This is a genomic window from Streptomyces typhae (assembly GCF_009755605.1).
GTDB lineage: Bacteria > Actinomycetota > Actinomycetes > Streptomycetales > Streptomycetaceae > Streptomyces > Streptomyces typhae.
The window spans coordinates 236,297-259,049 of record NZ_WPNZ01000001.1 but is presented as its reverse complement, the minus strand read 5'-3'; the positions used below and the strand labels follow the sequence as shown (position 1 = coordinate 259,049).

Below are 22,753 nucleotides of genomic sequence, written 5' to 3'. Positions count from 1 at the left end.
CGATGTATACCCGCAGTGTGTAGCTCGACCGCAGGTCACGGGTTCGGGACCCGGGCAACCGTCTGTGCCCCTGGTGAGTCGATTTGGGTGGGACAGCACTGGTTCCCCAGTGATGGGTGCTGATTGTCACGTCCGGAAAAGGCCGGATCGTGGGGAGTTTGTCCTGCGGCGCGGTGTTAGCTTCGTGAGCTGACCTGAGTTGCCAGGGGTACGGGGACGTACAGATACGTACGGGGACGACGTACGGGAACGACGTACGGCGGCGTACGAAGACGACGAGACGAGCGGAGCAGCCACAGCCATGGGCCGAGCGGAAGAGCGAAAAGCGCGGCAGCGCGGTGCGCGCCGGGCGGCGCCCGGCCGTGCGCCCGGCGACGCCCCCGCCACCGGCAGTCCGTCCGTCGCAGGTCCCTCGGAGGGCGGCCCGGCCGGCGACGGCGCGTCCGGTGACGGAGCGGCGTCCGGCGAGGGCGGGCGCCGCGCGGCCCGCCGGGCCCGGGGCGCCAAGCCCAAGCGCACCGGCATACGCCGCTTCTTCACCTGGAAGAAGATCGTCGGCACGGTCTTCGGCTTCATCCTGCTCGGCATGCTCGGCTTCGTCGTGCTGTACCTCGTCGTGGACATACCCAAGGGCAATGCCGCGGCGAAGCTCCAGAGCAATGTCTACAAGTACAGCGACGGCACGTTCCTCGCCCGTGACGGCGACCTGAACCGCGAGATCGTCGACCTCGACAAGGTCCCGAAGAAGGTCCAGCGCACCTTCGTCGCGGCGGAGAACAAGTCCTTCTACAAGGACTCGGGCGTGGACCTGAAGGGCACCGCCCGCGGTGTCCTCAACACCCTGTCGGGCAAGGGCAAGCAGGGCGGCTCCACGATCACCCAGCAGTATGTGAAGAACTACTACCTCACGCAGGACCAGACCGTCTCGCGCAAGCTGAAGGAACTGGTCATCTCGCTGAAGGTGGACCGCGAGAAGAGCAAGGACGACATCCTCGCGGGCTACATCAACACCAGCTACTACGGCCGCGGCGCCTACGGCATCCAGGCCGCCGCGCGGGCGTACTACGACATCGACGCGGCGGATCTGAACGTCGCCCAGGGCGCCTACCTGGCCGCCCTGCTCCAGTCCCCGAGCTCCTACGACTGGACGAGCGCGAGCCCGACCGGCAGAAAGCTGGTCAAGCAGCGCTGGAACTACGTGCTCGACAACATGGTCGGGCAGGGCTGGCTGCCCGCCGCCGAACGCGAGGCGCAGAAGTTCCCGGTGCCGCAGGAGCCGAAGCCCGACCCGACCCTGGAGGGCCAGACCGGCTATCTGGTGAAGGCCGCCGAGGCCGACGTGGAGAAGCAGCTCGTCGAGCAGGGCCTCACCAAGTCCGAGGCGGAGGCCCAGCTCAAGGCGGGCGGCTACACCATCACGCTCAACATCGACCGCAAGAAGCAGCAGCAGCTGGAGCGGGCGGTCGACAAGAAGCTGAACGCCAAGCTGAAGCCGAAGAGCAACAAGCCCGACGGGCGCGTGCAGGCCGGTGCGGTGTCCGTCGACCCGAAGACCGGCGGGGTCGTCGCGATGTACGGCGGCCGCGACTATGTGAAGCACTACGTCAACAACGCCACGCGCACGGACTACCAGCCGGCCTCCACCTTCAAGCCGCTGATCCTCGCCGCGGCCCTGGAGGAGCGGGCGACCACGCAGAGCGGCAAGCCGATCACCGCCGACACGATCTACAGCGGCCGCAGCAGGCGCCCGGTCGTGGGCAGCGACATCGGCTTCGCACCGCCCAACGAGGACGACGTCGACTACGGCCAGGTCGACGTGCAGACCGCCATGAACCAGTCCATCAACTCCGTGTTCGCGCAGATGGGCGTGGACGTGAAGATGAAGAAGGTCCTGGAGGTCGCGGGCGAGCTGGGCATGGACACCGAGAAGCTGCCCGCCGTGCCCGCGCAGACCCTCGGCTCGATGGGGGCGAGCCCGCTGGAGATGGCGGGCGTGTACGCGACCCTCGACAACCACGGCAAGAAGGTCACGCCCGCGCTCGTGAAGTCCGTCGAGCACAAGGACCGCGCGGTCGACATGCCGGACCCGATCGGTGACCAGGCCATCAGCCGGGGCGCCGCGGACTCCGTCACCTCCGTGCTCACGGGCGTCGTCGACGACGGTACGGCCAAGAGGTCGGTCCGTGACGCCACCAACCGCGACGGGCAGCAGGTCGCGGGCAAGACCGGTACGTCCGACGACAACAAGTCGGCCTGGTTCGTGGGCTACACGCCGAAGCTGGTGACGTCCGTGGGCCTGTTCGGCGAGGCACCGGAGAACGAGGTCGAGGGCAAGAAGAAGATCAGGCGGGGCGACCAGGCCTCGATGAAGGGCGCCCTCGACCGGAAGCGCATCGACGGCGGCAGCTTCCCGGCCGAGATCTGGGCGGCGTACACCTTCGACGCGTCCGGCTCCCGCAGCAAGTTCGACCTCGACACGGACATGGGCGCGGCCATCGAGCCGCCGCCCCAGCCGACCACGCAGGCCCCGCCGACACCGACGATCCGGCCCACGGAGACCAAGGACGAGGACGACGACGAGCCGTCGTCCACGCCCTCCACGTCGACGACGTCGCCCTCGCACTCACCGTCGACGACGCCGACGTCGAAGCCGCCGACGACCCCGCCGACGTCGGGCGAACCGTCGTCCTCGTCGTCGTCCTCGCCGACCGGGGACGACTCGGACGACCCCGAGGACCGCTGGGACCGCTCGGACCGCTCGGACCGTACCGATCGCTCCCACAGGAGGGGCGACGACTGAGAGCCCTGCCGGAGCCCCGCAAGGGGCGCGGGGAACTGCGCGATCAGCCCCCACCGGCCCGCAGGGTGAACGGCGCGAGGCGCCCCGTAAGGGGCGCGGGGAACTGCGCGACAAGCCCCCACCGGCCCGAGGGCGACGCACTGGCGCCCCGGAACCGCGAGGTTCCGGGGCGCCTTGGTCCTTGGTCCCCGCCCGGCCAGAGGGCCCCTCAGCCGCTCTGGTTCAGCTCGAACCAGACCACCTTCCCGGTGCTCAGCCGAGTGGCCCCCCACCGCCGGGCCAGCCGGTTGACCAGATAGAGCCCGCGTCCGCCCTCGTCGGTCGCGCGGGCCTGCCGCAGCCGCGGAAGCTGTGGCACGTCGTCGCCGACCTCGCAGCGCAGCACGTCCGTGCGCAGCAGCCGCAGGGTGATCGGCCGGGTGGCGTACCGCACGGCGTTGGTGACGACCTCGCTGACGAGCAGCTCGACCGCGTCGTTCAGCTCGGTCAGGCCCCAGCGCTCCAGGGCGGAGCGGGCCAGGCGCCGGGCACGCGACGGGGTGGCGTCCTCCGGTTCCAGGAACCAGTACGCCACGTCGCTCGGGGCGATCCCGTCGAAGCGGGCCGCGAGCAGCGCGATGTCGTCGTCGCGGTCGCCGGGGCCGAGCATGTCGAGCACCTCGTCGCAGAGCGCTTCCAGCGGCGGCGGATGGTCGGGCCCGGTGAGCTGGGCGGTCGCGGCGAGCCGCTCGCGCAACTGCTCTATACCCGTCCAGACGTCGCGGAGGCGGGACTCGACCAGGCCGTCCGTGTACAGGAGCAGCGTGGCGCCCGCGGGGGCGTCGAGCTCCACGGCCTCGAAGTCGACACCGCCGACACCGATGGGCGCGCCCGGCGGCACCCGCAGGACCTCGGCGCGGCCCCCCAGATGCAGCAGGACGGGCGGCGGGTGGCCCGCGTTGGCGATCGTGATGCGGTGCGAGACCGGGTCGTAGACCGCGTACAGGCAGGTGGCCATGCGGTCGGAGCCGAGGCGCTGGGCCTGCTCGTCGAGGTGGTGCAGGACTTCCTGGGGCGGCAGGTCGAGCCCGGCGAGGGTCTGCGCGGTGGTGCGCAGCTGGCCCATGATGGCGGCGGAGGTCATCGAGTGCCCCATGACGTCGCCCACGACCAGGGCGACGCGGCTGCCGGGCAGCGGGATCGCGTCGTACCAGTCGCCGCCGACCCGGGCGGTCTCGGCCGCCGGGAGGTAGCGCGAGGCGAGGCGCACGCCGGTGGCGCGCGGCAGGGTCTCGGGCAGCATCGTGCGCTGCAACTCGTCCGCGATGTACGCCTCGCGCCCGTACAGGACGGCCTTGTCGATGCCGAGCGCGCTGTGCGTGGCGAGCTGGGCGGCGACGAGGAGGTCGTCGGCCTCGAAGGGGTGCCGGTCGGGGCGGCGCAGGAAGACGGCGGCGCCGATCACCCGCCGCCGGCCGCGCAGCGGGGCCAGGATGGCCCGCTGCCCGCCGGGCACGGTACGCCCCTCGCCGAGGAGTTCGGGCAGCGCGCCGAGCGCCGCCGTGGCGTCCGCGAACACCGGGCGCACTCCGCGCAGGACCTCGGCGAGCGCGCTGCCCACCCGGACCTCGCACAGCTCGGCGGCCGACGACAGGTCGGACTGCACCTGTAGGGCGGGCAGCGTGCCGCCGTCGGCGTCCTGGTCCTCCGGGATGCGGTCGGTGCGCCTCAGCCGCAGCAGCAGCGGCCCCGCGGGACGCTCGTCGCCGACCGGCAGCGGGTCGCGCAGATAGACGAGGATGGCGTCCGAGAACGTCGGCACCGTGGCCCGGCACAGGCCCATCACGATCTCGTCCAGGTCGATGCCGCGGGCGATGCGCCGGGTGGCCGCGCCCACGAAGCGCAGCCGGTCGCCGTCGCGGCGCATGGACGCGGGTCCCGGCGGGCGGGGCCGTCCGGTGCGGCGCTCCGCACCGTCGGGGGTGCCCGGCACGCCGGTCATGTCGGGTGCGGTCATGGCGCTTTCGCTGTCGGGGTGGGCCGCCGTTTCGGGACCGGGGCAGGGGCGGGCCGGGGCGGGGACGCCCGGGGCGCCCTCGGGGACCGGGCGCGGGCGGTGGCCGCCCGGCCCTTCGGGGCCCTCGGTGGCCGGCGTGGCGGACTGGGCGTGCTCGCTGCCCGTGCCCGCGTCCTGTTCACCCGTGCGGGCCTGTGCGGGCAGGGCGTTCATGGCTCCGGAGCCGTACGTGTCCGTCTCCGGGGCACGCAGCAGCGCCCCGCGGGGATCCGCGGGGGCTGGGGGCCGGGCACCGGGTGCCTTGCGGCCCTCGTGGGGGCTGAAGTGCTCCGTCACGCGTTTTGAATCCGTCCGTCCGGGGCTGCGCGCCGCGCGCGCCGTCCAAGCGTTGCTCAGCCGCGTCGGCAGTGCAGGAATAGCTGGTGCTCGGGTGGTGCGGTCGTGCTCGCCGGGGCGTACGTGTACGACTCCTCGTGGGCGATGTCGAAACCGGCGTCCCGCACGACCTGCCGCAGTTCGTCCCGCAGGTAACCGGATACCCGGATTGTGTGCCCCAGGAACGGAATCTCTGCGTCGTCCAGGTCGGCCTCGACCATGGAGAGCCCCAGCAGACCGCCGGGCCTGAGCAGTGACCGCAGCAGCCGAAGAGCAGACGGTATCTCTTTCCGGGGCAGCATCAACAGCGCGAAGAAGCAGGCGATCCCGTCGAACGTACCGACGGCGGCCGGTCCTTCGCCGCTCGCCCGCAGGTCGGCGAGGTCCAGACGGCGGAACTCGGCCGCGGGCGGCGGAACGTTCGCGCGGGCGATTTCCAGCATGCCGGCCGACAGGTCGACGCCGAGGACGGTGTGTCCCGCCTCGGTGAGCTGACGGGCCGTGGGCAGCCCGGTGCCGCAGCCGACGTCCAGGACCCGCGCGCCCGCGGGCAGCTCAGCGGCGAGCCGGCGTCCTGCCGCGAGCTGGCCGTCCTTGTGCGGGAACGCGACGTCGTAGGACCCGCCGATGGCGTCGAAGGCCTCGGCCTGGCCCGTGCGGTCGTGGCCGCCAGGCGCGCTGTATTCCTCGCTCACGTTCAGCCGCTCCTTGATGACATCCTGTCAGGCGCTCTGGGGGCACGAGGAGTTACTGCTGTGCGCCCTTGCGGAGGACGATCCTACGTTTGAAGTACGGGGGCGCATCAAGGGTCTCATGAGGACAGGTGCGCCGGGGTGCGGTCCCAGTCCTGGGGGAGGGCGGGAATCCGCCATGTCGGGTCGGGGCGCCAGCCCGGCCACGCGTCACCGAAAGGAGGTCCCCAGGAACGGATGACGTCCACCGCCGCGTGTCCCGCCGCCCGGACCGCGCCGGCCTTGTCCCGGCCCATCAGACCCGCCTCCTGCGCCTGCGCGAACTCGTCCTCGTCGTGCCAGCGCCAACTGCCGTCCGGATCCACCGAGATGTCCAGGAAGTGGTCCTCGGAGTCCACGCCGCCGCTCCACCGGGTGCGCGGCTCCTCCAGGTTCACGTACCAGTTCTTGAACCGCCAGCCCGGTTCCCAGAACAGCCAGACCGACCAGGGGTCGTGCGGGCGTGCCAGCTTCAGGACGCCGGTGCCGAACCAGTGGTCGCGGCGGACCGTGCGGGGTTTGGTGTAGCGGGTGGCCAGGGGCTCCCGGTGCACGGGGGTGCCGTCCGCGAGGACCGGCTTCACGCACTCCGTGCCCGGGGCCATCCACACCGCGAGCAGGTCGTCGGTGTCCTCGACGACCGTGACGGGGCGGCAGATGTGGAAGCGGGGGCCCGCGTTCTCCCGGTACCGCCACAGGATCTGCGTCCCCGGCGCCCAGTGCCGGGCCTTTCCTGGGGACGCCGTGCCGACGAGGTCTGTCATGAACAGATATTAGGTCCTGGCGGGGGCCTCCCCAATCCCGCCCCTTCCCGAAACCATGGGGCTCCGCCCCCTGGAGCCCCGAAAGAATCGGCGCTTCGCGCCTCGTCCTCCATCGCCGGACGGGCTCATCCCGAGCCCGTCCGGCGATGGAGGGCGCGGGCCCGGGAACCGCGCTACGGCCGCGTCATGCGCAGCACGTCGAGGGCCTCGTCCAGTTGCGCCAGCGTCAGGTCCCCCCGCTCCACGTACCCCGCGTCCAGGACGACCTCCCGGATCGTCCGGCGTTCGGCGAGCGCCCGCTTGGCGACCTTCGCGGCCTCCTCGTACCCGATGTACTTGTTGAGCGGGGTGACGACGGAGGGCGAGGACTCGGCGTACTCCAGGGCCCGCTCGCGGTGGGCGACGATCCCGTCGACGGTGCGGTCGGCGAGGAGCCGGGACGCGTTGGCGAGCAGCCGCACGGACTCCAGGACGTTCTTGCCGATGACGGGGAGCATCACGTTCAGCTCGAAGTTGCCCGCGGCTCCGGCCGCCGCGACGGTCGCGTCGTTCCCGGTGACCTGCGCGGCCACCATCAGGACGGCCTCGGGGATCACGGGGTTGACCTTGCCGGGCATGATCGAGGACCCGGGCTGGAGGTCGGGCAGGCTGATCTCGGCGAGTCCGGTGCGCGGCCCGGAGGCCATCCAGCGCAGATCGTTGGAGATCTTCGTCAGGCTGACGGCGACGGTGCGCAACTGCCCGGAGGTCTCCACGATGCCGTCCCGGGCGCCCTGCGCCTCGAAGTGGTCGCGGGCCTCGGTGAGCGGCAGGCCGGTCGCGCGGGCCACCTCGGCGATGACGGCGGCGGAGAAGCCGGGCGGGGTGTTGATGCCGGTGCCCACGGCCGTGCCGCCGAGGGGCAGTTCGGCGAGCCGGGGCAGCGAGGACCGCAGCCGCTCGACGCCGTGCCGCACCTGTGCGGCGTAGCCGCCGAACTCCTGCCCGAGGGTGACGGGCGTGGCGTCCATCAGATGGGTGCGCCCGGACTTGACGACGTCGGCGAACTCCTCGGCCTTGCGTTCGAGGGCTGCCGCCAGGTGTTCGAGGGCGGGGATCAGGTCGCCCGTCACCGCGGCCGTGGCGGCGATGTGGATGGAGGAGGGGAAGACGTCGTTCGAGGACTGCGAGGCGTTGACGTGGTCGTTGGGGTGGACGTCCCGGCCGAGCCGCTCGGTGGCGAGGGTGGCGACGACCTCGTTGGTGTTCATGTTGGACGAGGTGCCGGAGCCGGTCTGGAAGACGTCCACCGGGAAGTGCTCGTCCCAGCGCCCTTCCGCGACCTCGCGGGCGGCTTCGGCGACCGCCTCGGCGATGTCCTCGTCGAGCACGCCGAGCTCGGCGTTGACCTTCGCGGCGGCCGCCTTGATCTCCGCGAGCGCGGCGATGTGGGCGCGCTCGATGCGCTGTCCGGAGATGGGGAAGTTCTCGACGGCCCGCTGGGTCTGGGCCCGCCACTTGGCGTGGGCCGGGACCCGCACCTCGCCCATGGAGTCGTGCTCGGTCCGGTACTCGTCGCTGCCTGCGCCGCCGCTCATGTTCCGACTGTCCTTCCGATCCGTGTTGCCCGCAACGGGTGGTCACGGGTGCCCTTGAGCCCCGTAACTGCCACACAAAGATGAGCACTTGTCTTGTTCGGAGTATTCCCAAGGCTCCTACTCATCAGTAAAAACCCTGGGTGACACCGAACCGGGGAGGCGCGGGGCGTCTGCGCGGTACGTTCGCGGCGGCCGCGGCGCTCGCGGGCCTGCTCGCCGGAGCCGCGGCGGCCGTCCCGCTGCCGCCCGACCTGGAACGCATCCGCGCCGCCGAGGCCACACAGCTGTACGGCGACGCGCACTACCTCGACGACTCCCGCCTCTTCCACGGACCGGTGCCTGGACGTGCCCGGCAGCTCGTACGAGGAAGGCGTCGCGGTCACCCTCTGGAACTGCCACGGCGGCGGCAACCAGAAGTTCGTACGGGACGCCGGAACGCTGCGGCCCGCCGCGGACACCGGGCTGTGCGTGACCCTCGCCGGGCCCGAGGAGCCGCTGCGGCTCCAGAGGTGCGCGGGCGCGGCGAACCAGCGGTTCGCCTGAGAGTTCCTGAAGTGCGTGGAGGCTACGCCAGGCCCGGCCCCCGCACCGGGATCGACGTGAACGTCGGCTCCGGGGCCGGGTTCTGGAAGAAGTCGTTGCCCTTGTCGTCGACGACGACGAACGCGGGGAAGTCCTCGACCTCGATCTTCCAGACGGCCTCCATGCCGAGCTCCTCGTACTCGACGACCTCGACCTTCTTGATGCAGTCCTGGGCGAGCCGCGCGGCCGGACCGCCGATCGAGCCCAGGTAGAAGCCGCCGTGCGCGGCGCAGGCGTCCGTGACCTGCTTGCTGCGGTTGCCCTTGGCCAGCATCACCTTGGAGCCGCCCGCCGCCTGGAACTGCTCCACGTAGGAGTCCATGCGCCCGGCCGTGGTGGGGCCGAAGGAACCAGAGGCGTAGCCCTCGGGGGTCTTGGCCGGGCCCGCGTAGTACACGGGGTGGTCCTTCAGGTACTGCGGCATGTCCTCGCCCGCGTCGAGGCGCTCCTTGATCTTGGCGTGCGCGATGTCGCGGGCGACGACGAGCGGCCCGGTGAGGGAGAGCCGGGTCTTCACCGGGTGCTTGGTCAGCTCGGCGAGGATGGCGTCCATCGGCTGGTTGAGGTCGACGCGCACCACGGCGTCCGCGGCCTCGTCGGTCGCCGTGCCCCCGGTGGAGCCGCTGCCCAGTTCGGCGTCCGTCGTGTCAGGCAGGAAGCGCGCCGGGTCCGTCTCCAGCTGCTCCAGGAAGACGCCCTCGGCGGTGATCTTCGCGGTGGCCTGGCGGTCCGCGGAGCAGGACACGGCGATGGCGACGGGCAGCGAGGCGCCGTGCCGGGGCAGCCGCACCACGCGCACGTCGTGGCAGAAGTACTTGCCGCCGAACTGCGCGCCGATGCCGATCTTCTGGGTCAGCTCGAAGACCTTCTCCTCAAGGTCCTTGTCCCGGAAGCCGTGGCCGGTCGGCGAGCCTGAAGCGGGCAGCTCGTCCAGGTAGTGCGCGGAGGCGTACTTCGCGGTCTTCAGCGCGAACTCGGCGGACGTGCCGCCGACGACGATCGCCAGGTGGTACGGCGGGCAGGCCGCCGTGCCGAGCGAGCGGATCTTCTCCTCCAGGAACTTCATCATGGAGGCCTCGTTCAGGACCGCCTTGGTCTCCTGGTAGAGGAAGGACTTGTTGGCGCTGCCGCCGCCCTTGGCCATGAAGAGGAACTTGTAGGCGCCGCCGTCGGTCGCGTACAGCTCGATCTGCGCCGGCAGGTTGGAGCCGGTGTTCTTCTCCTCCCACATGGTCAGCGGGGCCATCTGCGAGTAGCGGAGGTTCAGCTTCGTGTACGCGTCGTAGATGCCGTGCGACAGGGCCGCCTCGTCGCCGCCCTCGGTGAGCACGTTCTGGCCGCGCTTGCCCATGACGATGGCCGTGCCGGTGTCCTGGCACATGGGGAGCACCCCGGCCGCCGCGATGTTCGCGTTCTTCAGCAGGTCGAGGGCGACGAACTTGTCGTTGCCCGAGGCCTCCGGGTCGTCCACGATGCGCCGCAGCTGCGCCAGGTGGGCCGGGCGCAGATAGTGCTGGATGTCGTGGATCGCCTCGGCGGCGAGCTCGCGCAGCGCCCGGGGCTCGACCTTGAGGAACGTGCGCCCGTCGGCCTCGAAGGTGGAGACACCCTCGGAGGTCACCAGCCGGTACGGGGTGGTGTCCTCTCCCAGCGGGAGCAGATCGGAGTACGCAAACTCTGGCATGACGCCCAATTCCTCACTCGGCAGACAGCGGCGCGACCTCCATCGGTGGCGCCCGACCAGCGTAGAGCGCCCGGGGCGCGCTCCTCTTGTGAGGTAAGGCTCAGTTGCCGCAGCACGCCCCGCGCGGGGGGTAGTCGCGATCTATCGCGTTTGGGTACGCTGCTCGGCGTGGACCTAGAGAAGCGTTCCCAGACCCCCTCCCGGCCGTCCGGGCGGCTGCGGGCCTCCGACGCCGACCGCGACCGGACCGCCGACATCCTGGCCGACGCGCTCGCCGCGGGCCGCCTCGACCCGCAGGAGCACAGCGAACGCCTCGACGGGGTCTACCGCGCGAAGACCCTCGCCGACCTCGAACCCTTCGTGGAGGACCTGCCGGATCCGGACGAGAAGGCGGACCGGGGCTCCCCGGGAGCGGCGTCCGGCTTCGAGAAGGCCACCTCCCGCCCCTCGCCCGGCGCCGTCCCGGACACCGCGGACGAGAAGCTGTACGGCGTCTTCGGGGACGCCGTGCGCAGGGGCCGCTGGCGCGTGGCCCGCCGCACGCACGCGTACGCCCTCTTCGGCGACGTCCTGATCGACCTCAGCGAGGCCGTCTTCGAGCACCGGCAGGTCGTGATCAAGGGCTTCGCGCTCTTCGGCGACGTGCGGATCAGGGTGCCGGAGAACATCTCGCTGCGCGGCCGCGGCTCCGGCGTCTTCGGCACCTTCGAAGTGGACATGCTCGATGCCGAGGACCAGGAGGCGCCGGTCGTGTTCGTCGAGGGCCTCGCCGTCTGCGGCGATGTCAGAGCCCGCCCCAAATACGGAAAAATTATCCGTGACCTGCGCGGATATCTGCGCAAGCGGCTGGAGGGCTGAGCGGCGCCGACGGTGTTCCTGCCACTCCACGGCGACACGATCCGGCCACGAGCGCCGCACAGCAGGAACCGGAGCTTCCGTGCGCCGGAACTCAGTGCATAGGCCCGCACACAGCGGGTAGAGCTTCGTGCATCGTCTCTCGCTCGCGAAGCCGTCGTCAGGAGTAGACCGTGCTGCAACCGACGCATCAAGCCCTGCAGGTCGCCGCCGTTCCGGCTCAGCGAGGACCTGTGCCAGTGCGCGAGCGGGACCAGGACAACCCATGGCACTCCGACGCGGTGTGCCGCCGGGACGAAGCGGGTCTTTTCTTCGCCCCCTCCAAGGAGCCCACCGCGGCGCGGCTCTCCCGCGAGGAGGCCGCCAAGCGCGTGTGCGCCCGCTGTCCCGTCCTGGTGGAGTGCCGTGAGCACGCCCTCCTCCAGCCCGAGCCGTACGGCGTCTGGGGCGGCCTCACCGCCGCCGAGCGCCGCGTGGTCCTCGCCCGCCGCCGACGGCGCGACCTGGAGCTGAAGAAGACCACCCGCGCGACGGCGGGCACGATCGCGGCGGCCGGCTAGGTCCGGGGCGGACCAGGGACCGCCGGACCAGGGACCCGCGGACCGCAGGGCCCGGACCAGGGACCCGCGGACCGCCGGGCCGCCGCTCTCCTGTTCTCCGTACGACGACGGGGGCGCACCCCGCACGGTGCGCCCCCGTCGGCGTACGTCTGCGCGTACGCCTTCTCGTGCCCCTTGTCGTACGCCTCCCGGCTACTTGGCGCGGTCGAAGTCGATGGCGCTGTAGGCGCGCAGCTTGGCGAGCCGGTGGTCGGAGTCGATCTTCCGGATGGTGCCCGACTTGGAGCGCATCACCAGGGACGACGTCGACGCGCTCTCCGCGCCGTAGCGCACGCCGCGCAGCAGCTCGCCGTCGGTGATGCCGGTCGCGACGAAGAAGACGTTGTCGCCGCTGACCAGATCGCCGGTGGTGAGGGTCCGGTCGAGGTCGTGACCGGCGTCGAGGGCGCGTTGGCGCTCCTCGTCGTCCTTGGGCCACAGCTTGCCCTGGATGACGCCGCCCAGGCACTTGATGGCGCAGGCGCTGATGATGCCCTCGGGGGTGCCGCCGATGCCCATCAGGAGGTCGACGCCGGTGCCCTCGCGCACGGCCATGATCGAACCGGCCACGTCGCCGTCCGAGATGAACCGGATGCGCGCGCCCGTCTCGCGGATCTCCTTGACGATGCCCTCGTGCCGCGGCCGGTCCAGGATGACGACGGTGACGTCCTCGGGGGCGGACTTCTTGGCCTTGGCGACCCGGCGGATGTTCACCGAGACCGGGGCGTCGATGTCCACGTAGTCGGCGGCCTCGGGGCCGGTGACCAGCTTGTCCATGTAGAAGACGGCGGACGGGTCGAACATGGCGCCGCGGTCGGCGGCGGCGAGCACCGCGATCGCGTTCGGCATGCCCTTGGCGGTGAGCGTGGTGCCGTCGATCGGGTCGACGGCGATGTCGACCTCGGCGCCGGTGCCGTCGCCGATGCGCTCGCCGTTGAAGAGCATCGGCGCCTCGTCCTTCTCGCCCTCCCCGATGACGACGACGCCGTTCATCGACACGGTGTGGACGAGGGTCCGCATGGCCCTGACGGCGGCCCCGTCCGCGCCGTTCTTGTCGCCGCGGCCGACCCAGCGGCCCGCGGCCATGGCGGCGGCCTCGGTGACCCGGACGAGCTCCAGGGCGAGGTTGCGGTCGGGAGCCTCCGGGGAGACCTCGAGTTCGGACGGGAGGGAGTGATGCTCGGTCATCGAGGCGCACCTTTCTGATACGAGATTAAGGCTGCGCCCGTGGGGTGTCCTCGAAAGGGCGGTGGTGGGCGACGGGCGGGCGGCCGGGTGAGGGATATGTGACGACTCTATCCGCAGGTCGAAAGAATGAGCAGGGCGCCCTACACGTGAGCGGTGCGGGCGACGGGCCCGCGGGCAGCCGGGGGTCGCGGCCGGGCCGCCACGGGGACCTGCGACGATGGAGGGCGTGGCAGGCAGAAATGGCAAGCAGACCGTGCGCAACATGCTGCTCTCGATGGCCGTCATCGGCCTCGTCGTAGCGGTGATCTACATCTTCATCCCGCACGACGACTCCAAGGAACCCGTCAAGCGGGTCGACTACCGCGTCGAGCTCCTCACGGCCCGGCGGGCCGCGTCCTACCCGGTGGCGGCGCCCCAGGGCCTGCCGAAGTCGTGGAAGCCGACGACGGTGCGCTACAACGGCGCGGACCACGACAGCTGGCACCTGGGCTTCCTCGACCCGGCGGGCGAGTACGTGGCGATCAAGCAGTCCACGGCCAAGCCCTCCGAGTTCATCGACTCGGCCACCCGGAGCGCCACGAAGACCGACCGCACCGAGAAGATCGCGGGCAAGACCTGGCAGCGCTACCAGGGCGAGCGCTACGACGCGCTCGTCCTGCGGGACGCGGGCGCCACCACGGTGGTGCTCGGCACGGCGTCGTTCGAGCAGCTCACGGCGATGGCGGAGTCCCTGGAGATGAAGCGGACGCCGGTCCGGACCGGGGCCTGAGGGCCGCACGGCTGACGCGAGAGGCCCCCGGCGGTCGCCGGGGGCCTCTTGTCGTACCGGGGCTCGTACGGGAGCCCGTACGGGGGTGGCTCAGACGGTCGTGATGACGTCGTCGTAGGCCAGACGCGGGGAGCGCGGGAACCAGGCGTCCTCGCCCGGCTTGCCGATGTTGACGACCATCAGCGGGGTGTGGTCGCCGTCGAGGAACTCCTTCTGCACGCCGGCGAAGTCGAACCCGGTCATCGGGCCCGCGGCCAGACCCGCGGCGCGGACGCCCACGATGAAGTAGGCGGCCTGCAGGGCGGCGTTCAGCGCGGCGGCCTGCTCACGGGCGGGGCGCTCGGAGAAGAAGGCGTCCTTGGCCTGCGGGAAGTGCGGGAAGAGCTGCGGCAGTTCCTCGTGGAACTCGTTGTCCGCGGAGAGGATCGCGACGAGCGGCGCCGTGGCGGTCTTCGGGCGGTTGCCCTCGGCCATGTGCTGCACCAGGCGCTCGCGGGCCTCGGGGGAGCGGACCAGGGTCACGCGGAGCGGGGACTGGTTGAACGCCGTCGGGCCGTACTTGACCAGGTCGTAGATCGCCTGGACCTGCTCGTCGGTGACGGGCTCGTCGGTGAAGGTGTTGGCGGTGCGGGCCTCGCGGAAGAGCAGGTCCTGGGCGGCGGGGTCAAGAACGAGGGACATCTTTCAACCTTCTCGATACGTAGCTGAGGGCTCCGGCCTGCGGTGCGGGGAGCACCTGGGGGGTGTGTGCCGTGCGTGCCGGCCGGTGAGATCGACAGTACGACACTGAGGTTCAATCTTCAACTAAAACTGAGGCGTGGTGATCCGCTTCACAGGTGGGGGGTGGGTTGTGGTGCAGGTGGGAGGGGGTGCGGGGGGGGAAGGGGGCAGAGGGGTGCGGGGCAGTGCGGAGCCCTGGCCCTTGTACTGGCCCTCGCCCTCGTACTAGCGCTCGTCCTCGTCCTCGTCCTGTTCGGCGTCGTCGTCGGCATCGGCGTCGGCGAGGGCCGCGTCGAGCCGGGCGCGGGCGCCGTCGAGCCAGCGGCGGCACGTGGCGGCAAGCTCCTCGCCGCGCTCCCAGAGGGCCAGGGACTCCTCCAGCGTGGTGCCGCCGGCCTCCAGGCGGCGCACCACGTCGATGAGCTCGTCCCGGGCCTGCTCGTACCCGAGCGCTGTCGCCCCGGTGTCCGTCTTGCTGCTGGTCATGCGCCCACCCTAATTCTCGACCTGATGCTCGACTCGTACCGTGAACTCGCCGTCGGCGACGCGGGCCCGCAGCTCATCGCCGGGGGCGACCTCGTCCGCGGCCCGGACCACGGCGCCGCCGTCGTTCTTCTTCTGCAGCACCGCGTAGCCCCGCTGGAGCGTGGCGGCGGGGGAGAGGGCCACCACGCGCGCGTGGGTGTGCGTCAGCTCCGACTGCGCGCGGTCCAGGAGATGGCCGAGCGTACGGCGTGCGCGTTCCACGTACGCCGTCACCTGCTGTTCGCGCTCCTCGACCATGCGGTGGGGGTGCTCCATGCAGGGGCGGGCCAGGGCGTGCGCGAGGCCGCGTTCCTCGCGGTCCAGGAACGCCGTGACGCTGCGGCGCGCGCGGTCCCGCAGGAACGCCACGCGTTCGTACTCCTCGCCGACGTCCGGCACGACCTTCTTCGCGGCGTCCGTCGGCGTCGACGCCCGCAGGTCCGCGACGTGGTCGAGCAGGGGGTTGTCCGGCTCGTGCCCGATGGCGGACACCACGGGTGTACGGCACGACGCCACCGTGCGCACCAGCTGCTCGTCGGAGAACGGCAGCAGGTCCTCCACGCTGCCGCCGCCGCGCGCCACGACGATCACGTCGACCTCGGGGAGCGCGTCGAGTTCCTGCACGGCCTGCACCACCTGCGGGACGGCGTGCACCCCCTGCACCGCGACGTTGCGGACCTCGAAGCGGACGGCGGGCCAGCGGTGCCTGGCGTTCTCCAGGACGTCACGCTCGGCGGCCGAAGCGCGCCCGCAGACCAGGCCGACGAGCTGCGGCAGGAACGGCAGCGGCTTCTTGCGCTCCGGCGCGAACAGGCCCTCGGCGGCGAGGGACTTCTTCAGCTGCTCCAGGCGGGCGAGCAGCTCGCCGACGCCCACCGGCTTTATCTGCGCGGCCCGCAGGGAGAGCTGGCCCCGCGGGGCGTACCACTCGGGCTTCGCGTGGACGACGACGCGGGCGCCCTCGGACACGACGTCCGCGACGGCGTCGAACACCTGGCGGTAGCACGTGACGCTCACGGAGATGTCGTGCGAGGGGTCGCGCAGCGTCAGGAAGACGACCCCGGCACCCGGGCGGCGGGAGAGCTGCGTGATCTGTCCCTCGACCCAGACCGCACCGAGGCGGTCGATCCAGCCGCCGATGAGGCGGGACACCTCCCCGACGGGGACGGGGGCGTCCGGGGACGTAGTAAGAGCCATCCCGCGAGCGTATCGGGCCCCACCGACAGCACCGGGCCTTGCGCCTTGCGGGCGGCTCTTCGCCTTGGGGCGGTCCTCCGTGGTGCGGGCAGTCCCCCGTCTTGTGGGTGGCTTTCCGTGGTGCGGGCAGTCCCCCGTCTTGTGGGTGGCTTTCCGTGGTGCGGGCAGTCCCCCGTCTTGTGGGTGGCTTTCCGTGGTGCGGGCAGTCCCCCGTCTTGCGGGTGGCTTTCCGTCGTGCGGGCAGCCCCCCCGCCTTCCAAGCGGCCTTCCGCCTTGCGGCCAGCCCTTCGACTTGCCCCGGGCGGTCCTCCGCCCTGCCGACAGCCCTCGCCCGCCCTGCGGATGGCCCCGCCCGCCCTGTGGGCAGCCCCCGGCTCTGCGGATAGGCCCGCCTGCCGCCGCGGGCAGCCGACCTGCCTGCCGCTGCGGGAGCCGACCCGCCCGTCCTGCGGCAGCCGACCCGCCCGTCCTGCGGGCAACTGGCCCGCCCAGAGGCCGGGCGGGGATACCCCTACACCGCCCCCCGCCGAACCCCTTGCACCCCCAGCACCACCAACCCCACCCCAAACCAGACAGCCCCCACCACCTGAGCGGACCCGGAGGCCTCCACGATCACGGCCACCACGATCGCCGCCCCGAGCACCGGCACCAGAACATGCCGCCACCAACTGACGGGTCCGCCCCGCCGCCGTACCGCGAACCACCCCACCACGCTCGCGTGCAGCAGGAAGAAGGCGGTCAGCGCCCCGATGTCGACGACGGACACCAGATGGTCCATCCCGTCGTCCCGCCGAGCCGCCCACACGGCGGCCACCAGCGTCACGACGGCCGCGCACAGCAGTGCGACCCGGGGCGTACCCGACTCGGTCTTCGAAAGGGCCCGCGGCAGCCGCCGCTCCCGCCCCATGGCGAACAGCAGCCGCCCCGCGGCGGCCTGCCCGGCCAGCGCGGCGAAGGCCGCCCCGATCGCCTTGCTGACGGCCACCAGGTCGTGCAGCCACCCGCCCACCGAGGAATCGACCGCCGAGTAGAAGGCGGACCCCTGGTCACCGGGGTTGGCGGCGAGGTCGGCGGACGACACCGGCGTCATCAGGGCCACCAGATACGTCTGCGCGACGAACAGCACACCTGTGAGGACCAGGCAGAACAGCACCGCACGTGCCACCTTCGCCGACCCGCCCGTGACCTCCTCCGCGAACGAGGCGATCGCGTCGAAGCCGAGGTAGGAGAGGACCGCCACCGACACGGCGCCGACCACCGCCGAAAGGGCGAACGCGCCCTGCGTGCCGTCACCCGACAGGGGCGAGAGCCAGCCCCGCTCCGCGCCGTCCCGCGCGAGCACCACAATCGCCGCCACCACGAAGACGAGCAGCACCACGATCTCCAGGGCGAGCACGGCGAAGCCCACCCGGGCGGCGGGCCGCACCCCCCACAGGTTCAGGGCGGTCGTCAGGGCCACCGCGATCGCCGTCCACACCCACCGGGACACCGAGGGCACCAGCTCGTGCATGGCGATCCCGGAGAACAGATAGGCGACGGCCGGGATGAGCAGATAGTCCAGCATCGCCATCCAGCCCGCGACGAAACCGGGCCCCTTGCCGAGCCCCACGCGCGCGTAGGCGAACACCGAGCCCGCCTGGGGGACCACCTTGACCATCTGCGCGTAGCTGAAGGCGGTGAACGCCATGGCGACCGTCGCGATGATGTAGACCAGCGCCACCGCGCCGTGCGACTTGGCGTCGAGCGTCCCGAAGACGCCGACGGGGGCCATCGGAGCGATGAAGAGCAGTCCGTAGACGACGAGGTCCCGGAACCCGAGACTCCGTCTGAGGCCGTCCGTGTCGGATCTGCCGGCTCGGCCGGCCCCGGAAGGGGGTACCTCCCCGTCGGGCGGCAGGGGCGCATGCGGCTTGTGGGGGGACATCGAGCCTCCGGGGGTGCCTCCGCTGGTCGTGACCTGGCTCCCAGTCTCCCCACTCGGGCGATCTTTGACCTGTCGTACGCGGCCTTACGATGGTCCGTATGACTGCAACGCCTGGCTCCCGCCGTGTCCTGCTCGCCGCTCCCCGTGGCTACTGCGCGGGTGTGGACCGTGCCGTGATCGCCGTCGAGAAGGCCCTGGAGCAGTACGGGTCCCCGATCTACGTCCGCCACGAGATCGTCCACAACAAGTACGTCGTCCAGACCCTGGAGAAGAAGGGCGCCATCTTCGTCGACCAGGTCGAGGAGGTACCCGAGGGGTCCATCGTGATGTTCTCGGCGCACGGCGTCGCCCCGACCGTCCACGCGGAGGCCGCCGAGCGCAAGCTCGCCACGATCGACGCGACCTGCCCGCTGGTGACCAAGGTCCACAAGGAGGCGGTGCGGTTCGCCAAGGAGGACTTCGACATCCTCCTGATCGGCCACGAGGGGCACGAGGAGGTCATCGGCACCTCCGGCGAGGCCCCCGACCACATCACGCTGGTCGACGGCCCCGACGACGTCGCGAACGTCGAGGTCCGCGACCCCGACAAGGTCGTCTGGCTCTCCCAGACCACGCTCTCCGTGGACGAGACCATGGAGACCGTGGGCGCCCTGCAGAACAAGTTCCCGAACCTGCTCTCGCCGCCGAGCGACGACATCTGCTACGCCACGCAGAACCGCCAGACCGCGGTGAAGAAGCTCGCCGAGGACGCCGAGCTCGTCATCGTCGTGGGCTCCAAGAACTCCTCGAACTCCATCCGCATGGTCGAGGTCGCCCTGGAGGCGGGGGTGCCCGCCTCGCACCTGGTGGACAACGCCGGCGAGATCGACGAGGCCTGGCTGGAGGGCGTCACCACGGTCGGCCTGACCTCGGGCGCCTCCGTCCCCGACGTCCTGGTGGACGGCGTCATCGAATGGCTCGCCGAGCGCGGCTACGCGGACGTGGAGACGGTGAAGACGGCCGACGAGTCGATCACGTTCTCGCTGCCCAAGGAGCTGCGCAGGGACCTGCGCGCGGAGGCCGCGGAACTGTCGGAGCTGTCTTAGCTGTCGGAGCTGTCGGAGCCGTCCGGGGGGAAGTGACCGTCGCGCTGCCGCGAGGACACCGGCGCGTCACTGTCGGTGGGGCGTCGTAACGTGGTGTCCATGCAGATCTTCGGTGTGGATATCGGCGGATCAGGGATCAAGGGCGCGCCCGTCGATCTGGAGCGCGGCGACCTGGCGCAGGAGCGGCACAAAGTGCTCACTCCGCAGCCGGCCACGCCCCACGGCGTGGCCGACTGCGTGCGCGAGGTCGTGGAGCACTTCGAGTGGACGGGCCCCGTCGGTGTCACGTTCCCCGGCGTGATCACGAACGGCACGGCGCGCACGGCGGCGAACGTCGACAAGAGCTGGATCGGTACGGACATCCGGCGCCTGGTCTCCGAGCGCATCGGGGGCGCGCCGGTGACCGTCCTGAACGACGCGGACGCGGCGGGCGTCGCCGAGATGCACTTCGGCGCGGGCCGCGGCCGCACCGGCACGGTCATCGTGCTGACCCTCGGCACGGGCATCGGCAGCGCCCTCTTCACCGGCGGCCGCCTCGTGGCCAACACCGAGCTGGGCCATCTCGAGCTGCACGGCCACGACGCCGAGAAGCGCGCCTCCTCCAAGGCCCGCGAGGACGAGGACCTGAGCTGGGAGCACTGGGCGCGCCGCCTGCAGAAGTATCTGGCGCACGTGGAGATGCTGTTCTCGCCTGAGCTGTTCATCATCGGCGGCGGCGTCAGCCGCAAGGCCCACAAGTTCCTGCCCCTGATCAAGGACGTGGAGGCCGCCGTCGTCCCGGCCGAACTGCAGAACAACGCGGGGATCGTGGGCGCGGCGATGGCGGCGCGGGCGGAGGCGCAGGGCGCCTGACGGCGTCGTGGCTCCTGGCTCCTCGCCGAGAGGACTCCTGGCCCCTCGCCGAGAGGAGAGGGGCCAGGAAGGGCGGGGACGCCAGGAAGGGCCGGGGGGGGGCCAGGAGAGCGGGACGTCAGGAGGCAGGAACCCGCCGAGAAGGCGACTCCCCGGGCGGCCGCATACGCGGTTGCTGCTGCTGTGACTGCTGGGAGTGCCTCTGTTGTTGCTGCTGCCGCTGCTGTTGTTGCTGCCACACGCGCTGCTGGCGGCGCCGGGCCATCTGCTTGATCTTGCGCCCGGTGGCGATGACGCCGGCGACCAGCGTCCCGCCGTACAGCCAGCCCGCGTGCATGGCCAGGGCGGTGAGGAGCCCTATGACCTGCCCGCCGAAGCCGTCGGAGCCGCCGCAGATCGGCAGCATCCCGGCAGCGAACGCGATCGGCACGGCGACGGGCGCGCTCACCAGGTCGGCGGGCCGCACCCACAGGGCGGTGAGGGCGCTCACGGGCAGGAACAGCACGCCGTACGCGACGAGTGAGCCGCCGAATAGCAGCCGGATCAGGCACGCGAGCAGAAACATCACGGCGGCGGCGAAGAGACCGCTGCCGAGCCCGGTGAGGCGCGGATTCGGCATCCGGCGCAGCGCCCGGTACAGCGGCATGCGGCTGACCTTGCGGTACAGCGGAGTCCTGCGCAGGGCGCGGACGAGCGGTGGCGCGGGTCTGCGGGGCCGTGGCGGGGTCGAGGGGACGGGGGGCTCCATGGGGCTGCCTTGTCCGGGCAGCGGCGCGTTCCGGCGCGGCCTGGCGCCCGGCGGACGAGTCCTGTGTTGCTCCACCGGACCAACCTAGGTCCGACCGTACCGATAATCCGGCTTGGGACACGCGTTTTGGCCGAGCTTGGCCGAGCGTTCGACAGGGCGGCGGTACGGTGCGCGGCCGACGCGGAGGGTGCGGGTGCCCGAGGGCGGGGCTGCGGGGGGCCGAGGGCGGTGCGGTTCGGTGGCCGACGGCGGTGCGGCTCGCTGGCCGAGGGCGGTGGCCGACGGCGGGGCGGGGCGGCGGGCGGCACGCCGTAGACTGGTGGATCGCCCGGACCACCCGGACACCGAGGCTGGTGCGCGACACCGCTTCGGGGCGGTACGCAGCACCGTCCACCGCCCACCGTCCGGCTGCCCCGGCAGCCACCAGCCCTCACACCAGTCTCACGTACGGGAAGTCGCAACGTGTCGCTCACGATCGGAATCGTCGGTCTGCCCAACGTCGGCAAGTCGACCCTGTTCAACGCCCTGACCAAGAACGACGTCCTTGCGGCCAACTACCCGTTCGCGACGATCGAGCCGAACGTGGGCGTGGTCGGCGTCCCCGACCCGCGCCTGACGAAGCTGGCCGAGATCTTCGGTTCGGCGCGGGTGCTGCCGGCCACGGTCGACTTCGTCGACATCGCGGGCATCGTGCGCGGCGCCAGCGAGGGCGAGGGCCTGGGCAACAAGTTCCTGGCGAACATCCGCGAGTCGGACGCGATCTGCCAGGTCATCCGGGCCTTCAAGGACGAGAACGTCGTCCACGTCGACGGCAAGGTCTCGCCGAAGGACGACATCGAGACGATCAACACCGAGCTGATCCTCGCCGACCTCCAGACGATCGAGAAGGTCCTGCCGCGCCTCCAGAAGGAGTCGCGCATCAAGAAGGACATCGCGCCGAAGGTCAAGGCGGTCGAGGAAGCCAAGGAGATCCTGGAGAAGGGCGACACCCTTTTCTCGCAGGGCATCGTCCAGGGCTCGGACCGCTCGGAACTCCTGCACGACCTGCACCTGCTCACCACCAAGCCGTTCCTCTACGTCTTCAACGTCGACGAGGACGAGCTGACGGACGACGACTTCAAGGCGGAGCAGCGCGCACTGGTCGCCCCCGCCGAGGCGATCTTCCTGAACGCCAAGCTGGAGGCGGACCTCGCCGAGCTGGACGACGAGGAGGCCCTGGAGCTCCTCCAGTCCGTGGGCCAGGAGGAACCCGGCCTCGCCACCCTCGCCCACGTCGGCTTCCGCACCCTCGGCCTCCAGACCTACCTCACGGCAGGCCCGAAGGAATCCCGAGCCTGGACCATCAAGAAGGCCGCGACGGCCCCCGAGGCAGCCGGCGTCATCCACACCGACTTCCAGAAGGGCTTCATCAAGGCCGAGGTCATCTCCTTCGACGACCTCGTCGCCACGGGCTCGGTCGCGGAGGCCCGCGCGGCGGGGAAGGCGCGGATGGAGGGCAAGGAGTATGTGATGCAGGACGGGGATGTGGTGGAGTTCCGCTTCAATGTGTGACGGGTGACATAACACCACGTCGCTGATCTGGCAAACGCGCAGGTCAGATGGGGTCCGACTCTTCGGAGTCGGGCCCTTTGTTTTTCCCGTGCTGGGATGGTGCTGGGATAGCTGATCCCTCGTCACCTGTCGTCGTCCCTGGTCATCCGTACCGTGCTGGGATTGTGCTGGGACGCTGATGCGCTGCCGGTGCTGGGATCCACACCGGTGAGTGGCCGAACCGTGGGACGG

General features: G+C 71.3%; 18 protein-coding genes and 1 pseudogene. 8 read left to right on the top strand and 11 right to left on the bottom strand.

What is annotated here, in order from left to right:
* Window positions 1–301 precede the first annotated feature (301 nt).
* The gene (locus tag GPA10_RS01115) at window positions 302–2,800 is read left to right on the top strand and encodes a transglycosylase domain-containing protein (RefSeq protein ID WP_157163839.1); all 2,499 of its coding nucleotides are present in this window, start codon (window positions 302–304) and stop codon (window positions 2,798–2,800) included.
* Window positions 2,801–3,008: 208 nt separating this feature from the next.
* Here GPA10_RS01115 and GPA10_RS01110 read toward each other — a convergent pair whose 3' ends face one another.
* The 4 genes from GPA10_RS01110 to GPA10_RS01095 form a co-directional block, all read right to left on the bottom strand.
* Window positions 3,009–5,132, bottom strand: coding sequence for an ATP-binding SpoIIE family protein phosphatase (locus tag GPA10_RS01110; RefSeq protein WP_058852689.1), 2,124 nt, complete (start codon window positions 5,130–5,132; stop codon window positions 3,009–3,011).
* 56 nt (window positions 5,133–5,188) lie between these two features.
* Window positions 5,189–5,866: a class I SAM-dependent methyltransferase gene (locus GPA10_RS01105; RefSeq protein WP_058852688.1), complete on the bottom strand. Its 678-nt coding sequence runs from the start codon at window positions 5,864–5,866 to the stop codon at window positions 5,189–5,191.
* 116 nt (window positions 5,867–5,982) lie between these two features.
* Entirely contained in the window at window positions 5,983–6,666 is a 684-nt protein-coding gene (fomD, locus tag GPA10_RS01100) for a cytidylyl-2-hydroxypropylphosphonate hydrolase (RefSeq protein ID WP_157163838.1), read from the bottom strand.
* Between the two features lie 173 nt (window positions 6,667–6,839).
* Window positions 6,840–8,243 carry a class II fumarate hydratase gene (locus tag GPA10_RS01095; RefSeq protein WP_157163837.1) on the bottom strand — a complete coding sequence of 468 codons (1,404 nt, stop codon included), beginning with the start codon at window positions 8,241–8,243 and terminating at the stop codon, window positions 6,840–6,842.
* A 324-nt stretch (window positions 8,244–8,567) separates the two neighbouring features.
* On the opposite strand from GPA10_RS01095, the pseudogene GPA10_RS01090 reads away from it, so the two are divergent.
* Window positions 8,568–8,786 (top strand): annotated as a pseudogene (locus GPA10_RS01090) (RICIN domain-containing protein); the annotation flags it as partial.
* 22 nt (window positions 8,787–8,808) lie between these two features.
* On the opposite strand, the gene GPA10_RS01085 reads toward GPA10_RS01090, so the two are convergent.
* A complete protein-coding gene (locus GPA10_RS01085) occupies window positions 8,809–10,509 on the bottom strand; it encodes a fumarate hydratase (RefSeq protein ID WP_157163836.1) in 1,701 nt (566 codons plus the stop codon).
* A 168-nt stretch (window positions 10,510–10,677) separates the two neighbouring features.
* On the opposite strand from GPA10_RS01085, the gene GPA10_RS01080 reads away from it, so the two are divergent.
* The gene (locus GPA10_RS01080) at window positions 10,678–11,367 is read left to right on the top strand and encodes a DUF1707 domain-containing protein (protein ID WP_343040159.1); all 690 of its coding nucleotides are present in this window, start codon (window positions 10,678–10,680) and stop codon (window positions 11,365–11,367) included.
* Between the two features lie 170 nt (window positions 11,368–11,537).
* Window positions 11,538–11,924: a WhiB family transcriptional regulator gene (locus GPA10_RS01075; protein ID WP_058852683.1), complete on the top strand. Its 387-nt coding sequence runs from the start codon at window positions 11,538–11,540 to the stop codon at window positions 11,922–11,924.
* 192 nt (window positions 11,925–12,116) lie between these two features.
* Here GPA10_RS01075 and glpX read toward each other — a convergent pair whose 3' ends face one another.
* Window positions 12,117–13,151 carry a class II fructose-bisphosphatase gene (gene glpX, locus GPA10_RS01070; RefSeq protein ID WP_157163835.1) on the bottom strand — a complete coding sequence of 345 codons (1,035 nt, stop codon included), beginning with the start codon at window positions 13,149–13,151 and terminating at the stop codon, window positions 12,117–12,119.
* Between the two features lie 226 nt (window positions 13,152–13,377).
* Between glpX and GPA10_RS01065 the strand changes: the two genes are divergently transcribed.
* Window positions 13,378–13,920, top strand: a complete 543-nt coding sequence (locus GPA10_RS01065) for a DUF4245 domain-containing protein (protein ID WP_343040158.1) — start codon at window positions 13,378–13,380, stop codon at window positions 13,918–13,920.
* A 90-nt stretch (window positions 13,921–14,010) separates the two neighbouring features.
* On the opposite strand, the gene GPA10_RS01060 is transcribed toward GPA10_RS01065, so the two are convergent.
* The 4 genes from GPA10_RS01060 to GPA10_RS01045 form a co-directional block, all read right to left on the bottom strand.
* Window positions 14,011–14,601 carry a malonic semialdehyde reductase gene (locus tag GPA10_RS01060; protein ID WP_058852681.1) on the bottom strand — a complete coding sequence of 197 codons (591 nt, stop codon included), beginning with the start codon at window positions 14,599–14,601 and terminating at the stop codon, window positions 14,011–14,013.
* A gap of 264 nt (window positions 14,602–14,865) precedes the next feature.
* Window positions 14,866–15,126 carry an exodeoxyribonuclease VII small subunit gene (locus GPA10_RS01055; protein ID WP_157163833.1) on the bottom strand — a complete coding sequence of 87 codons (261 nt, stop codon included), beginning with the start codon at window positions 15,124–15,126 and terminating at the stop codon, window positions 14,866–14,868.
* A gap of 9 nt (window positions 15,127–15,135) precedes the next feature.
* Window positions 15,136–16,362, bottom strand: a complete 1,227-nt coding sequence (xseA, locus tag GPA10_RS01050) for an exodeoxyribonuclease VII large subunit (protein WP_058849768.1) — start codon at window positions 16,360–16,362, stop codon at window positions 15,136–15,138.
* A 511-nt stretch (window positions 16,363–16,873) separates the two neighbouring features.
* Complete coding sequence (locus tag GPA10_RS01045; RefSeq protein ID WP_157163832.1) at window positions 16,874–18,286, bottom strand: APC family permease; 1,413 nt, start codon at window positions 18,284–18,286, stop codon at window positions 16,874–16,876.
* Between the two features lie 89 nt (window positions 18,287–18,375).
* Here GPA10_RS01045 and GPA10_RS01040 point away from each other — a divergent pair, with 89 nt between their 5' ends.
* Window positions 18,376–19,371 (top strand): 4-hydroxy-3-methylbut-2-enyl diphosphate reductase, encoded by a 996-nt coding sequence (locus GPA10_RS01040; protein ID WP_157163831.1) that lies wholly within the window; start codon window positions 18,376–18,378, stop codon window positions 19,369–19,371.
* A 99-nt stretch (window positions 19,372–19,470) separates the two neighbouring features.
* On the top strand, window positions 19,471–20,223 hold the full coding sequence (ppgK, locus tag GPA10_RS01035) for a polyphosphate--glucose phosphotransferase (protein WP_058849820.1): 753 nt from the start codon (window positions 19,471–19,473) through the stop codon (window positions 20,221–20,223).
* Between the two features lie 118 nt (window positions 20,224–20,341).
* Here ppgK and GPA10_RS01030 read toward each other — a convergent pair whose 3' ends face one another.
* Window positions 20,342–21,046, bottom strand: coding sequence for a DUF6542 domain-containing protein (locus GPA10_RS01030; protein WP_425505634.1), 705 nt, complete (start codon window positions 21,044–21,046; stop codon window positions 20,342–20,344).
* A gap of 387 nt (window positions 21,047–21,433) precedes the next feature.
* Here GPA10_RS01030 and ychF point away from each other — a divergent pair, with 387 nt between their 5' ends.
* Window positions 21,434–22,522, top strand: coding sequence for a redox-regulated ATPase YchF (ychF, locus tag GPA10_RS01025; protein ID WP_343040156.1), 1,089 nt, complete (start codon window positions 21,434–21,436; stop codon window positions 22,520–22,522).
* Window positions 22,523–22,753 lie beyond the last annotated feature (231 nt).